The 13,295-nt window shown below is 69.8% G+C and carries 13 protein-coding genes; 8 read left to right on the top strand and 5 right to left on the bottom strand.

From position 1 onward, the window contains the following. Positions 1 to 168: 168 nt before the first annotated feature. From lptF to BM060_RS28095, 3 genes are all read right to left on the bottom strand, one after another. The gene (lptF, locus tag BM060_RS28085) at positions 169 to 948 is read right to left on the bottom strand and encodes a lipotoxin F family OmpA-related lipoprotein LptF (RefSeq protein WP_074985203.1); all 780 of its coding nucleotides are present in this window, start codon (positions 946 to 948) and stop codon (positions 169 to 171) included. A gap of 45 nt (positions 949 to 993) precedes the next feature. Then, on the bottom strand, positions 994 to 1,395 hold the full coding sequence (locus BM060_RS28090; RefSeq protein ID WP_074985205.1) for a DUF4398 domain-containing protein: 402 nt from the start codon (positions 1,393 to 1,395) through the stop codon (positions 994 to 996). A gap of 183 nt (positions 1,396 to 1,578) precedes the next feature. Next, on the bottom strand, positions 1,579 to 3,843 hold the full coding sequence (locus tag BM060_RS28095) for a heavy metal translocating P-type ATPase (RefSeq protein WP_074985314.1): 2,265 nt from the start codon (positions 3,841 to 3,843) through the stop codon (positions 1,579 to 1,581). An 85-nt stretch (positions 3,844 to 3,928) separates the two neighbouring features. On the opposite strand from BM060_RS28095, the gene cadR reads away from it, so the two are divergent. Continuing rightward, positions 3,929 to 4,396, top strand: coding sequence for a Cd(II)/Pb(II)-responsive transcriptional regulator (cadR, locus tag BM060_RS28100; protein WP_074985207.1), 468 nt, complete (start codon positions 3,929 to 3,931; stop codon positions 4,394 to 4,396). Between the two features lie 116 nt (positions 4,397 to 4,512). Here the strand turns inward: cadR and BM060_RS28105 are convergent, their stop codons facing one another. Next, on the bottom strand, positions 4,513 to 4,860 hold the full coding sequence (locus BM060_RS28105; RefSeq protein ID WP_009616546.1) for a hypothetical protein: 348 nt from the start codon (positions 4,858 to 4,860) through the stop codon (positions 4,513 to 4,515). 194 nt (positions 4,861 to 5,054) lie between these two features. Here BM060_RS28105 and ppc point away from each other — a divergent pair, with 194 nt between their 5' ends. The 7 genes from ppc to BM060_RS28140 all read left to right on the top strand — a co-directional run bounded on the left by ppc (position 5,055) and on the right by BM060_RS28140 (position 12,244). Next, positions 5,055 to 7,691, top strand: a complete 2,637-nt coding sequence (gene ppc, locus BM060_RS28110; RefSeq protein ID WP_074985209.1) for a phosphoenolpyruvate carboxylase — start codon at positions 5,055 to 5,057, stop codon at positions 7,689 to 7,691. A gap of 160 nt (positions 7,692 to 7,851) precedes the next feature. After that, on the top strand, positions 7,852 to 8,499 hold the full coding sequence (gene adk, locus BM060_RS28115) for an adenylate kinase (RefSeq protein ID WP_043314629.1): 648 nt from the start codon (positions 7,852 to 7,854) through the stop codon (positions 8,497 to 8,499). Between the two features lie 87 nt (positions 8,500 to 8,586). After that, entirely contained in the window at positions 8,587 to 9,261 is a 675-nt protein-coding gene (gene tsaB, locus BM060_RS28120) for a tRNA (adenosine(37)-N6)-threonylcarbamoyltransferase complex dimerization subunit type 1 TsaB (RefSeq protein ID WP_074985210.1), read from the top strand. Between the two features lie 63 nt (positions 9,262 to 9,324). Beyond that, positions 9,325 to 9,675, top strand: coding sequence for a hypothetical protein (locus BM060_RS28125; RefSeq protein WP_009616550.1), 351 nt, complete (start codon positions 9,325 to 9,327; stop codon positions 9,673 to 9,675). Further along, the gene (locus tag BM060_RS28130; RefSeq protein ID WP_116422992.1) at positions 9,672 to 10,532 is read left to right on the top strand and encodes a DUF72 domain-containing protein; all 861 of its coding nucleotides are present in this window, start codon (positions 9,672 to 9,674) and stop codon (positions 10,530 to 10,532) included. The genes BM060_RS28125 and BM060_RS28130 overlap by 4 nt, the downstream gene beginning before the upstream one ends. 51 nt (positions 10,533 to 10,583) lie before the next feature. Beyond that, a complete protein-coding gene (locus BM060_RS28135) occupies positions 10,584 to 11,411 on the top strand; it encodes an isocitrate lyase/PEP mutase family protein (RefSeq protein WP_074985215.1) in 828 nt (275 codons plus the stop codon). Between the two features lie 47 nt (positions 11,412 to 11,458). Beyond that, entirely contained in the window at positions 11,459 to 12,244 is a 786-nt protein-coding gene (locus BM060_RS28140) for a class I SAM-dependent methyltransferase (protein WP_074985217.1), read from the top strand. Between the two features lie 341 nt (positions 12,245 to 12,585). Here the strand turns inward: BM060_RS28140 and BM060_RS28145 are convergent, their stop codons facing one another. Continuing rightward, entirely contained in the window at positions 12,586 to 13,218 is a 633-nt protein-coding gene (locus tag BM060_RS28145) for a TetR/AcrR family transcriptional regulator (RefSeq protein ID WP_074985219.1), read from the bottom strand. Positions 13,219 to 13,295 lie beyond the last annotated feature (77 nt).

Here is a 13,295-nt window from a genome sequence, read left to right on the forward strand (position 1 = left end):
TGGTGATGGGTATCGCTTCGCTCAACGCCATCCTACGAAAAGCCGTGCGTCCTGGAACCGTAGGATCTCATCCGCGAAGCGCGCCGGTGGTTCCGGCTAAGTAACCTGTAGGAGCGGGCCCTGCCCGCGAAATCGCGCGCAGGGCGCGCTCCTACATGGATAGCCGCGTCAGTAATCGCTATCCACCGACGACCGCGGCACCACCGGCTTGGCGTCGTTGGAGATGGTCACCTCCACCCGGCGGTTCTGCGCGCGGCCGGAGGAGCTGGCGTTGCTCGCCACCGGGTAGTCCTTGCCGTAGCCGCGGGTGGTCACCCGCGCCGGGTCCACGCCCTGGGCCAGCAGGGCCATGCGCACCGAATCGGCGCGGCGTTCGGACAGGCCCTGGTTGTAGCCGGCCGAGCCGCTGCTGTCGGTGTAGCCCTCGACCAGCACCTTGCGCTCGGGGTTCTGCTGCAGGTAGCTGGCCAACTGCTGGATGTTGTGGCTGGCCCCGGGCTTGAGGTCGGCGCGGTCGAGGTCGAAGAGCACGTCGCCGAAGGTCACCAGGGTGCCGCGCTGGGTCTGCTTCGCCTGCAACTCCTTGAGCTGCTGGGTGCGCACGTCCAGGCGGGCCTGGGTGCGCTGCGCCGAGGCGTTCTGCAGCTGCCCTTCGGCGCTCTTCAGGGCGATGGTCTGGTTGGCCAGGTTGATGCGCTGCTGCGTCAGGTAGGCCAACTGGTCCACGTCCTGCTGCTTCTCGCCGTCGCGGTAGGCCTTGTCGGCCTTGGCCAGCCAGTCGCCGGCGTCCTTGGTTTCCAGGGCCGCGAGCTGGGTGGCCTGGGGTTGCGCCTGCAGGGCGGAATAGTCGCTGCGGGCCTTCTCCAGGTTGGCGTTGGGCTCGTGGGCGCAGGCGGCCAGCAGCAGCGCCAGGCTGGAGAGGGCGGGGAGGGCGATGAGTTTACGCATGGCTGTCGTCCTTAATGATCCGGAGGGGGGAATGGGGAAGGGCGCCTACTGCTGTGGCTGCTGGAGCTTCTGCAGCCCTTCCTCGCGGATTTCCATCACGCCCTGCTGGGCGTCCTTGACGGCGTTCTGCGCCTTGACCGCCTGCGACTTGCGCTCGGCCACGCGGGCGTCCCATTCGGCCTGCTGGGCCAGGCGCCTGGCCTGCTCGTATTCCTTGTCGTTGAGGGCGATGCGCGCCTGGCCGAGCTTGTCCTGGGCGGTCTTCATCTCCAGCGGCGCGTACTGCGGGCCGCCGGCGCTGACCGCGGCGTTCACCGCCGATTCGGTGACCGCCATCTGTTCGCTCGGCGGGTTGCCGGCGCAGCCGGCCAGGGCCAGGGCGCCGAGGCCGGCCAGCAGGCCCGTGCGCAGGAAGGCGAGGCGGGGTTGGTGTGTTTTCAGTTCCATTGTTCGAGTCCTCTCGTCTGGGGAACGCGGATGCTCAGCGGGCGGTGCCCGGCCCGGCCGTTCGCAGCCCTGCGCTGCGGCGTTGTCCCGTTGCGGCCAGGTATTACTGGGGACTTGAGGACTTGTCCGAGGGTTCAAAAAAAATGGCCGCCCGGCGGGGCGGCCATGTCTGCGACGCGGCTTTCAGAAGCGCAGGCGGAGCAGGCGCAGGCCGTTGAACACCACCAGCAGGCTGGCGCCCATGTCGGCGAACACCGCCATCCACAGGGTGCCCAGGCCGGCCAGGGTGAGGGCCAGGAACACAGCCTTGATGCCCAGCGCCAGGCTGATGTTCTGCACCAGCACGGCGTGGGTGCGGCGCGACAGGCGGATGAACTGCGGCAGCTTGCGCAGATCGTCGTCCATCAGCGCCACGCCGGCGGTCTCGATGGCCGTGTCGGTGCCCGCCGCGCCCATGGCGAAGCCGATGTCGGCGCGGGCCAGGGCCGGGGCGTCGTTGATGCCGTCGCCGACCATACCCACCCGCGCGCCGCCGGCCTGGTGCTGCTCGACCTCGCGCAGCTTGTCCTCGGGCAACAGGTTGCCGCGGGCCTGGTCGATGCCCACCTGGGCGGCGATGGCGGCCGCGGTGTGCGGGTTGTCGCCAGTCAGCATCAGTGTCTTCACGCCCAGGCCGTGCAGCTCGACGAGGGCCTCGCGGCTGGTCTGCTTGACCGCGTCGGCCACGGCGAACAGCGCCAGCGGGCCTTCGTCGTCGAGCAGCACGATGACGGTCTTGCCCTGTTGCTCCAGGGCGTCGAGGCGTGCTTCCAGCGCTGCCGAGCACAGCCCCAGTTCCTCCACCAGGCGATGGTTGCCCAGGTGGTGCAGGCGGCCGTCGACCACGCCCTTCACGCCGCGGCCGGGGATGGCCTCCAGCGCGTCGACGCCGTACAGCGCCAGCCCATCGGCCTCGGCGGCGCGGGCCACGGCCTGGGACACCGGGTGGTCGGAACGTGCCGCCAGGCTCGCGGCCAGCAGCCGGGCGCGCGCCTCGTCACCGCGCAGGCCGTGGAAGTCGGTTTGCGTCGGGCGGCCCTCGGTTATGGTGCCGGTCTTGTCCAGGGCCAGCCATTGCAACTGGCGGCCCAGTTCGAGGAACACCCCGCCCTTGATCAGGATGCCGGTGCGCGCCGCCGCCGACAGGCCGCTGACGATGGTCACCGGGGTGGAGATCACCAGCGCGCAGGGACAGGCGATCACCAGCAGCACCAGGGCGCGGTACACCCAGTCGAGCCAGGCGCCGCCGAAGGCCAGCGGCGGGATGAGCGCGGTGGCGATGGCGATGAGGATCACGACTGGCGTGTAGATGCGTGCGAACTGATCGACGAAGCGCTGCGTCGGCGCCCGCGAGCCCTGGGCTTCCTCTACGGCGTGGATGATCCGCGCCAGGGTGCTGTCGTCGGCGCCGTGGCTCACCGCATACTCCAGCGCGCCCTCGCCGTTGATGCTGCCGGCGAACAGGGGTTCACCGGCCTGCTTTTCCACCGGCAGGCTCTCGCCGGTGATGGGCGCCTGGTTGACGCTGGAGCGGCCGTCGACCACCTCGCCGTCGAGGGCGATGCGTTCTCCGGGGCGCACGCGCACGCGCTCGCCCACGGCCACCGACTTGGCCGGCACGTCCTGCCATTGCCCGTCGCGCAGCACCGTGGCCTGTTCCGGGGCCAACTGCAGCAGGCCGCGGATGGCGCTGCGCGCACGTTCCAGGGAGCGCGCCTCGATCAGCTCGGCGATGGCGAACAGCACCGCGACCATGGCCGCTTCCGGCCACTGGCCGATGAGCATGGCGCCGGTCACGGCGATGCTCATCAGTGCGTTGATGTTCAGGTCGCGGTTCTTCAGGGCGATCCAGCCCTTGCGGTAGGTCGGCAGGCCGGCGCCGAGGATGGCCGCCACGGCCAGGGCTGCCACCAGCCACTGCGGGCCGAGGGCGAACCACTCGCAGACTTCCGCGGCCAGCGCCAGCACCCCGGCCAGGGCCAGCGGCCACCAGGGCTTGTGCCTGCCCGGCGCGCTGGCGAGCGGCTGGCCGTCTTCCACGGCCTCGGCCTCCATGCCCAGGGAGGCGACCAGCTTCTGCAGCGGCTCCAGGCTGTCGAAGCGGTGCTGCACCTTGAGCAGGCGCTGCATCAGGTTGAATTCCAGCTGCTCCACCGCCGGCAGCTTGCCCAGGGCGTCGCGCAGCAGGCGCTCCTCGGTGGGGCAGTCCATGGCCTCGATGCGCAGGCTGCTCCAGCGCAACTCGCCGGTGGCGGCGGCCGCGGCGGCGCCCAGCGCCGGTTCGGCGTGGCGCGGGCGCTCGTGGTGGTGGTCATGCCCATGCTCGTGTTCATGGCGATGCACGGCGGCGGGGGCGTGGTCGTGGCAGCAGGGCCCGCATCCAGGCTGGCGGCTGTTGGCGTCGGTCATCAGGTCGTTTCCCATTTGACGGTATGCTTGCGATTGCACACCCTGTAGCAACTACAGAGTCAAGCGGTTCCGGGAGGACAGGCTGATGAAGATCGGTGAACTGGCGAAACTGACCGGCTGCCCGGTGGAGACCATCCGCTACTACGAGCGCGAGGGCCTGCTGCCGGAGCCGGCGCGCACCGGCGGCAACTACCGGCAATACGACAACGCCCACGTCGAGCGGCTGTCGTTCATCCGCCACTGCCGCTCGCTGGACATGACCCAGGAGGAAATCCGCATCCTCCTCGGCCTGCGCGACCGCCCCGAGTCCGACTGCGGCACCGCCAACCGGCTGATCGACGAGCACCTGCACCACGTGGAAGTGCGCATCGCCGAGCTGCAGTCGCTGCGCCAACAACTGCAGGACCTGCGCGCCCGCTGCAGCGGCAGCGGCAACAGCGAGGACTGCGGCATCCTCCGTGAACTGCAGCTGCCCGCCGAGCCTTCGGCGGTGCCGGAAGCCTGCGCCGAGGCGGGGCACCTGCACGTGCCCGGGGTGCATGGTCGGCATTGAGAGAAGGCGGTAGATGCTGTGCTCGCCGTAGGGCTCCGTCCGCGACAGCCGCGTCATACCCCTGTAGGAGCGCGCCCTGCGCGCGAAATCACGGGCAGGGCCCGCTCCTACAGCAGTCAGGAATGGCTCGGCTCTTCCTTGTGCCCCGTCAGCTCATGCAGGTACTTGCGCGACAGCTGCAGGAAGCGCGGGGTAGGGCCGACGTCCTCGTAGAGCGGGTCGCCCTGTTCGTCCAGCGCCACCACTTTCTGCCCCTTCACGTAGGGGAAGCTCGCCTCCAGTTCCTCCAGGGCCGAGCCGACCAGTTCGCCGAGCAGTTCCTCGACGCTGCGCTTGGGGTACATGTCGTGCAGCGCGGCCAGGCGCGCGGCGGTTTCCACGTCCAGCGGGATGCTGTAGCTGTGGCTGGTCATGCGCCCCCTGGCGTTCTGTTCCCAATGGCGTACCAGATCGCGGATCTTCATGTTCACCTCATGGGCCGGCTCGTGGCCGGCGGGGAAGACGGCCCTTTTGGAGCCGCCGGGAAGAATTTCCCGAATCCTTCGGGATCACATCTAGCCTAGACGCTGTCGGAGCAGGATCGCGGGCGTTCGTCGCACGCTTGTCAGTGAGTGTCGCCAGGCGGCACTGTAAGAAAATCCAGACACGGAGAACCCCCATGGCGGATATCGACGCGCGCCTGCGCGAGGACGTGCACCTGCTGGGCGAACTGCTCGGGCAGACCATCCGCAGCCAGTACGGCCAGGCCTTCCTCGACAAGGTCGAGCTGATCCGCCAGGGCGCCAAGGCGGCGCGGCGCGGTTCGGCCGAAGGCGCGCGGCAGCTGGCGGCGGCCCTCGACGGCCTGGGCGAGGACGAGCTGCTGCCGGTGGCGCGGGCCTTCAACCAGTTCCTCAACCTGGCCAACATCGCCGAGCAGTACCACCGCATCCGCCGCCGCGGGCCGAAGGAGCCGCAGCCCTTCGAGCAGCGCGTGCTGGGCGAGCTGCTGGGGCGCCTGCGCAAGGCCGGGGTGGAGCCGGCGGAGCTGGCGCGCCAGGTGGCGCAGCTGGACATCGAACTGGTGCTCACCGCGCACCCCACCGAAGTGGCGCGGCGCACCCTGATCCAGAAATACGACGCCATGGCCGCGCAACTGGCGGCCAAGGATCACACCGACCTGCTCCCCGAGGAGCGCGGGCAGGTGGACACGCGCCTGCGCCGGCTGGTGGCCGAAGCCTGGCACACCGACGAGATCCGCCGCACCCGGCCAACGCCGGTGGACGAGGCCAAGTGGGGCTTCGCGGTGATCGAGCATTCGCTCTGGCAGGCCGTGCCCGACTTCCTCCGCCACGTCGACGAAACCCTGCAAAGCTGCACCGGCCAGCGCCTGCCGCTGGAAGCCGCGCCCATCCGCTTCGCCTCCTGGATGGGCGGCGACCGCGACGGCAACCCCAACGTCACCGCCACCGTCACCCGCGAGGTGCTGCTGCTGGCGCGCTGGATGGCCGCCGACCTCTACCTGCGCGACGTCGACAGCCTGGCCGCCGACCTGTCCATGCAGCAGGCCAGCGAGGAGCTGCTGGCGGAAACCGGCGAGGTGGCCGAACCCTACCGCGCCCTGCTCAAGCAACTGCGCGAACGCCTGCGCGCCACACGGGCCTGGGCCCAGCGCGCGCTGAACGAAGACGAGGTTGCACCCGAGGCGGTGCTGCAGGACAACCGCGAGCTGCTGGCGCCGCTGGAGTTGTGCCACCGCTCGCTGCACGCCTGCGGCATGGGCGTGATCGCCGACGGCGCGCTGCTCGACAGCCTGCGCCGCGCCGCCACCTTCGGCCTGTTCCTGACGCGCCTGGACATCCGCCAGGACTCCGGCCGCCACGCCGCCGCCCTGAGCGAAATCACCGAGTACCTGGGCCTGGGCCGCTATCAGGACTGGGATGAGGCGGTGCGCCAGGAATTCCTCCTGGAGGAGCTGGGCAACCATCGCCCGCTGCTGCCGGCGGACTACCAGGCCAGCGCCGACACCGCCGAAGTCCTGGCCACCTGCCGCGTGGCGGCTGCCGTGCCGGCGGCCTCGCTGGGCTCCTACGTCATCTCCATGGCCGGCCAGCCGTCCGACGTGCTGGCGGTGCAACTGCTGCTCAAGGAATGCGGGTTGCGCCGGCCGCTGCGCGTGGTGCCACTCTTCGAAACCCTCGACGACCTGGACAACGCGGGCCCCTGCATCGATCGCCTGCTCGGCCTGGACGCCTACCGCGAAGCCCTGTCCGGGCCGCAGGAAGTGATGATCGGCTACTCCGACTCGGCCAAGGACGCCGGCACCCTGGCCGCCGCCTGGGCGCAGTACCGCGCCCAGGAAGCGCTGGTGGACATCTGCCGCGCCCATGGCGTCGAACTGCTGCTGTTCCACGGCCGCGGCGGCACCGTCGGGCGCGGCGGCGGCCCGGCCCACGCGGCCATCCTCTCGCAGCCGCCGGGCTCGGTGGCCGGGCGCTTCCGCACCACCGAACAGGGCGAGATGATCCGCTTCAAGTTCGGCCTGCCCGGCATCGCCCGGCAGAACCTCGACCTCTACCTGGCCGCGGTGCTGGAGGCCACGCTGCTGCCGCCACCGGCGCCGGAGCCGGCCTGGCGCGAGGAAATGCAGCGTCTGGCCGCAGATTCCCTGGCCGCCTATCGCCAGGTGGTGCGCGAGACGCCGCAGTTCGTCGACTACTTCCGCGAGGCCACGCCGGAACAGGAACTCGGCCGCCTGCCCCTGGGCAGCCGCCCGGCCAAGCGCCGCCAGGGCGGCATCGAGAGCCTGCGGGCCATCCCGTGGATCTTCGCCTGGACGCAGACGCGGCTGATGCTGCCGGCCTGGCTGGGCTGGGAGACCGCGCTGTTCAACGCCATCGACCGCGGCGAGGGCAGCCTGCTGCAGCGCATGCGCGAGCAGTGGCCGTTCTTCCGCGCGCGCATCGATATGCTGGAGATGGTCCTGGCCAAGGCCGACGGCGAAATCGCCCAACTCTACGACGAACGTCTGGTGCAATCGGAACTGCGACCATTAGGTGCGCATTTACGCGACCTATTGTCGCAGGCGCTGCGCGTGGTGCTCGGCCTGACCGGCCAGCAGCGCCTGCTGGCGCAGGCCACCGAAACCCGCGAATCGATCGCCGTGCGCAACATCTACCTGGACCCGCTGCACCTGCTCCAGGCGGAGCTGCTGGCCCGTTCCAGACGCTGCGAAGGCGACGCCTGCGGCGCTCTGGAACAGGCCCTGCTGGTGACGGTGGCGGGCATCGCCGCGGGGCTGCGCAACACCGGTTGAGCGGCCCCGGCCACGACTTTCCGGTGGCTTGTGCGCTCAGGGTGTGCTGTGTATCTTGATCAGCCTTTCGGCGTATTCCTGCGCCATTTCAAGCATGTTCAGATAGGCCCCATAAGGCAGATCCGGGATTTCGCTTTCAACAAGACTAAGGAGCATATCGATGCGTGTGATTCTGCTCGGGGCGCCCGGTGCCGGCAAAGGTACTCAGGCCCGCTTCATCACCGAGAAGTTCAGCATTCCGCAGATCTCCACCGGGGACATGCTGCGCGCAGCGGTCAAGGCCGGCACCGAGCTGGGCCTGCAGGCCAAGAGCGTGATGGATGCCGGCGGCCTGGTTTCGGATGACCTGATCATCAACCTGGTCAAGGAGCGCATCGCCCAGCCCGATTGCGCCAACGGCTTCCTGTTCGACGGTTTCCCGCGCACCATTCCCCAGGCCGAGGCCATGAAGGAAGCCGGCGTGAGCATCGACCACGTGGTCGAGATCGCCGTCGACGACGAAGAGATCGTCAGCCGCATGGCCGGCCGCCGCGTGCACCCGGCTTCCGGCCGCGTGTACCACGTCGAGCACAACCCGCCGAAGGTCGCCGGCAAGGACGACGTCACCGGCGAAGACCTGATCCAGCGCGAAGACGACCGCGAAGAGACCGTGCGCCACCGCCTGTCGGTCTACCACACCCAGACCAAGCCGCTGGTCGACTTCTACCAGAAGCTGGCCGCCGTCGAAGGCACCCCGAAGTACAGCCGCGTCGAAGGCGTCGGCTCGGTGGACCAGATCACCGCCAAGGTCCTGGCCGCGCTCAGCTGAGTCGCCGCCCGACCTGCACCAGAGGCCCGCTTGCGGGCCTTTGGCGTTTATAATGCCCGCCCTTTTTCAGCTTGCCGGAAGACCCCGATGCCCACCCTGCTGGCCCTGGACACCTCCACCGAAGCCTGCTCCGTCGCCCTGCTGCACGACGGCCGGCGTTTCAGCCGCCACGAGGTGATCCCGCGGCTGCACGCCAAGCGCCTGCTGCCGATGGTGCAGGAGCTGCTCGACGAGGCCGGCATCGCCCTGGCCGCGGTGGACGCCATCGCCTTCGGCCGCGGCCCCGGCGCCTTCACCGGCGTGCGCATCGCCATCGGCGTGGTACAGGGCCTGGCCTTCGCCCTGGACAAGCCGGTGCTGCCGATCTCCGACCTCGCCGTGCTGGCCCAGCGCGCCCACCGCGAGCACGGCGCCAGCCAGGTGGCGGCCGCCATCGACGCGCGCATGGACGAGGTCTACTGGGGTTGCTACCGCCTGGAGCAGGGCGAGATGCGCCTGGCCGGCGCCGAGGCGGTGCTGCCGCCGGAAAGCGCGGCGCTGCCGCGCGATGCCGAGGGCGACTGGTTCGGCGCCGGCACCGGCTGGGGCTACCGCGAGCGCCTGGCGGTGAAGGTGCAGGCCGAGGACGCCAGCCTGCTGCCCAACGCCGAAGACCTGCTGGACCTGGCGCTGTTCGCCTGGGAACGCGGCGATGCCGTGCCGGCGGACCAGGCGCAGCCGGTCTACCTGCGCGACAACGTGGCCACGCCCAAGGCCGGCTGACCGGCGATTGCCAAGCCCTGGAGCGCTCGCTAGAGTGAAATCCTTATCCGCTGAGCCCTGAACATGCGCATCGACGGCCTGTCCAGCTACTCCATCACGCCCGACTCCGGCAGCCGCCCCGGCACCGCGGTTACGCCCTATCGCGAGGTCATGCGCGAGGCCGAGGCGCGTCGCGAGCAGCCGGCCTCGGTGGCCGCCAGCCAGGGCCTGGAGCAGCAGGCGCAGACGCGCTACGTGGAGCCGGGCAACGCCGGCAGCGGCAGCCTGCCCATCGTCCTCAGCGACGTCCTGGCCTACCAGCGCCCGGTCAGCAACCGCGCCGCCCAGGCCCTGGCCAGCTACAGCAGCACCGCCAACCTGCCGCTGGGCGGCTACGACGCCCCGGAAGTGCTGGGCATCGACCTCTACGCCTGATGGGCCTGCCGTACTACCTGGGCTGCCCGTCGTGGAACGAGCCCGCCTGGCGCGGCAGCTTCTACCCCGCCGACCTGCGCCCGGCCGACACCCTGGGCTTCTACAGCCAGGTGTTCAACGCGGTGGAGGGCAACACCACCTTCTATGCCCGCCCCAGCGCCGACACGTTGCAGCGCTGGGCGCAGACCATGCCGGCGGACTTCCACTTCTGCGCCAAGCTGCCCCGCGACATCAGCCACGAGGGCGATTTGCGCGAGCAGTTCGGCGCCACTCGCGACTTCCTCGACCTGCTGGCGCCGCTGGGCAGCCGGGTGAGCCCGCTGTGGCTGCAGCTTTCCGCCGCTTTCGGCCCGCAGCGCCTGGGCGAGCTGGCCGCCTGGCTGGACGAGTTCGGCGCCCGGCGCATCGCCGTGGAAGTGCGCCACCCGGCGTTCTTCGAGAAGGGCGAGGAGGAGCGGCTGCTCAACCGCCTGCTCCACGAGCGCGGCGTGGAGCGCATCTGCCTGGATTCGCGGGCGCTGTTCGCCTGCCAGTCCGACGACCCGGCGGTGCGCCATGCGCAGTCGAAGAAACCGAGGATTCCGGTGCGCCCGGCGGCCTTCAGCGACAGCCCGCAGGTGCGTTTCATCGGCGGGCCGGACCTGGACGCCAACCAGGCCTACCTGACGCCCTGGGTGGACAAGGTGGCCGGCTGGATCGAGGACGGCCTGACGCCCCACGTATTCCTCCATACCCCGGACAATCATCGCGCCGCCGAACAGGCACAGCGCTTCCACGCCCTGCTGGCCGAGCGCCTGCCGGGCCTGCCGGCGTTGCAACTGCCGCAGCCGGAAGTCGAGCAACTGGGCCTGCTCTGAGGCCACGGTTGCGCTAACCTGCAAACTCCCATTCGCACGGAGAGCGCCCCAATGACCACCCAACGCGAACGCGGCCTGGCCTTCCAGGCCCTGCACCGGCGCGACGGCCTGTTCGTCCTGCCCAACCCCTGGGACGCCGGCTCGGCGAAAATGCTCGTCGGGCTGGGCTTCGAGGCCCTGGCCACCACCAGCGCCGGCCTGGCCTTCGCCCTTGGCCGCTGCGACGCCGAAGGCGAGGTGAGCCGCGAGGAAGCCCTGGCCAACGCCCGCGCCATCGTCGAGGCGACGCCGCTGCCGGTGGCCGCCGACCTGGAGAACGGCTACGGCGATGCGCCCGAGGACTGCGTGGCGACCATCCGCCTGGCCGCCAGCATCGGTCTGGTGGGCGGCTCCATCGAGGACGCGACCGGCCGCCCGGACGATCCCATCTACCCCTTCGAACTGGCGGTTGAACGCGTGCGCGCGGCGGTGCAGGCCGCGCATTCCCTGGAATTCCCCTTCACCCTGGTGGCCCGCGCGGAGAACCTGCTGCACGGCCGCGACGACCTGGACGACACCATCCGCCGCCTGGTGGCCTTCGCCGAGGCCGGCGCCGACGTGCTCTACGCGCCGGGCCTGACCACCCGCGAGCAGATCGACACAGTGGTGCGCGCGGTGGCGCCGCGGCCGGTGAACGTGCTGGTCGGCTCGCCGGCCCTGCAACTGTCGCTGAGCGACCTGGCCGAGCTGGGCGTGAAGCGCGTCAGCCTGGGTTCGTCGCTGGCGCGGGTGGCCTACGGCGCCTTCTTCCACGCCGCCAGCGAACTGGCCGGCGGGCGCCTGGAGGCGACCCAGGAAGGCATGTCCTTCGCCCGCCTCAACGCGCTGTTCCGGCGCTGAGCCGGGGCCTGCGGTAGAATCGGCGCTTTTGCACCGGATCGACCCGCATGAGCGCCAGCGCAGACACTCCCCGCATCATCGTCCAGGCCCTGGAGCCCCATTACCTTGAAGCCGCCGGACAATGGGCCCGGCGTCTGGGCCTGGAACTGGCGGAGGAGGGCGCGGCGGACTTCGCCCTGCAACTGGGCGAGCAGGGCCTGCAACTGCTGCAACTGGGCCCGGACTCGCCGGGCCCGGTGCGCGTGGACTTCCTCGAAGGCGCCGCCGCCCACCGCCGCCAGTTCGGCGGCGGCAGCGGACAGATGATCGCCAAGGCGGTGGGTGTGCAGCCGGGTGTGCGGCCACATGTGCTCGATGCTACCGCCGGCCTGGGCCGCGACGCCTTCGTCCTCGCCACCCTGGGCTGCGAGATGCAACTGATCGAGCGCCAACCGCTGATCGCGGCCCTGCTGGAAGACGGCCTGGCCCGCGCGGCGCACGACCTGGAAGTGGCGCCGATAGTGGCGCGCATGCAACTGCACCAGGGCAACGCCATCGACCTGATGGGCGCCTGGCAGGGCGAGGCGCCCCAGGTGATCTACCTCGACCCCATGTTCCCGCACCGCGACAAGAGCGCCCTGGTGAAAAAGGAAATGCGCCTGTTCCGCCCCCTGGTGGGCGACGACATGGACGCCCCGGCGCTGCTCCAGGCGGCCCTGGCCCTGGCCAGCCACCGCGTGGTGGTCAAGCGCCCGCGCAAGGCGCCGATCATCGAGGGCGCCAAGCCGAGCTACAGCCTGGAAGGGAAGTCGAGCCGGTATGACATCTATCCGTTGAAGTCCCTGAAGCCCTGAGCGGGGGCTTTTCGTAGGAGCGAGCTTGCTCGCGAACAATGGTGTCAGGCCCTGCTCCAGAGCGAGGTCGAAGTCCGTTCCCTCTCCCCAGCCCTCGGCTGCGCGCCCCGCCCTGAAGGGAGAGGGGGCTTGTCCGTGCGGAGAGAAGGAGTGGTTTCAGCCGGAAACCCTCTGTGTTGCCGGCTGACTCCAAAACATCCAAGCACACCAAACGGTCCCCTCTCCCTTCAGGGCGGGGCGCGCAGCCGAGGTTCGGAGTCAAGCCACAACACCGAAGCCTTGGGTGAGCACCGTTCGCGAGCAAGCTCGCTCCTACAGGAGAAGCGCCCACGGCATACGCCTCAAGGCCGATAAGCCCGCAAAAACAACTCCACCACCTCCTGCACATGCCTTTCGCTCTCCTCCACCGGCGGCCGCTCGACGCAGCCGATCAGCAGGCGGAAGTGCAGGCAGCCCTGCACCAGCATCAGGAAGTGCTCGGCGGCGTTGCGTGCGTCGCCCTCGCGCAGTTCGCCCTTGCGCTGGGCCTGGGCGATCAGCCGCTGCATCTGGTCCAGCACCCGTTGCGGGCCGGCGTCGAAGAACATCTGCGACAGCGCCGGGTTCTGCCCGCCCTGGGCGATCATCAGGCGGCTCAGGGCGATGGCCTCGGGGCTGTTGATCAGGCGGTTGAAGCCGCGCGCGATGTTCAGCAGCAGCTCCTGCGTGGGCGCGTCGGCCGGCGGTTCGTGGAACAGCTCCGGCACCTGCTCGGCGCACTTGGCCTGCACCGCCTCGCAGAACAGCGTCTCCTTGTCGGTGAAATGGCTGTACACGGTGAGCTTGGAAACCCCGGCCTCGGCGGCGATGGCTTCCATGCTGCTGCCGTCGTAGCCGTTGCGCACGAACAGCTCCTTGGCGGCTTCGAGGATCGCCTGGCGCTTGGCCGGGTCCTTGGGGCGGCCGGGGCCGGTGGGGAGGGTGGGCTGGGACATTTTTTTTACACTTCAAATACTGGACTGGTCGGTTTTGTATTCTTACTATACCGGCGAGTATAAGAATTCAACTGCGT

Source organism: Pseudomonas citronellolis (genome assembly GCF_900112375.1).
Taxonomy (GTDB): domain Bacteria; phylum Pseudomonadota; class Gammaproteobacteria; order Pseudomonadales; family Pseudomonadaceae; genus Pseudomonas; species Pseudomonas citronellolis.

Bases quoted from the DNA above. Each gene is read 5' to 3' on its own strand.
- lptF (WP_074985203.1), bottom strand. From the start codon at position 948: ATGCGTAAACTCATCGCCCTCCCCGCCCTCTCCAGCCTGGCGCTGCTG.
- BM060_RS28090 (WP_074985205.1), bottom strand. From the start codon at position 1,395: ATGGAACTGAAAACACACCAACCCCGCCTCGCCTTCCTGCGCACGGGC.
- BM060_RS28095 (WP_074985314.1), bottom strand. From the start codon at position 3,843: ATGACCGACGCCAACAGCCGCCAGCCTGGATGCGGGCCCTGCTGCCAC.
- cadR (WP_074985207.1), top strand. From the start codon at position 3,929: ATGAAGATCGGTGAACTGGCGAAACTGACCGGCTGCCCGGTGGAGACC.
- BM060_RS28105 (WP_009616546.1), bottom strand. From the start codon at position 4,860: ATGAAGATCCGCGATCTGGTACGCCATTGGGAACAGAACGCCAGGGGG.
- ppc (WP_074985209.1), top strand. From the start codon at position 5,055: ATGGCGGATATCGACGCGCGCCTGCGCGAGGACGTGCACCTGCTGGGC.
- adk (WP_043314629.1), top strand. From the start codon at position 7,852: ATGCGTGTGATTCTGCTCGGGGCGCCCGGTGCCGGCAAAGGTACTCAG.
- tsaB (WP_074985210.1), top strand. From the start codon at position 8,587: ATGCCCACCCTGCTGGCCCTGGACACCTCCACCGAAGCCTGCTCCGTC.
- BM060_RS28125 (WP_009616550.1), top strand. From the start codon at position 9,325: ATGCGCATCGACGGCCTGTCCAGCTACTCCATCACGCCCGACTCCGGC.
- BM060_RS28135 (WP_074985215.1), top strand. From the start codon at position 10,584: ATGACCACCCAACGCGAACGCGGCCTGGCCTTCCAGGCCCTGCACCGG.
- BM060_RS28140 (WP_074985217.1), top strand. From the start codon at position 11,459: ATGAGCGCCAGCGCAGACACTCCCCGCATCATCGTCCAGGCCCTGGAG.
- BM060_RS28145 (WP_074985219.1), bottom strand. From the start codon at position 13,218: ATGTCCCAGCCCACCCTCCCCACCGGCCCCGGCCGCCCCAAGGACCCG.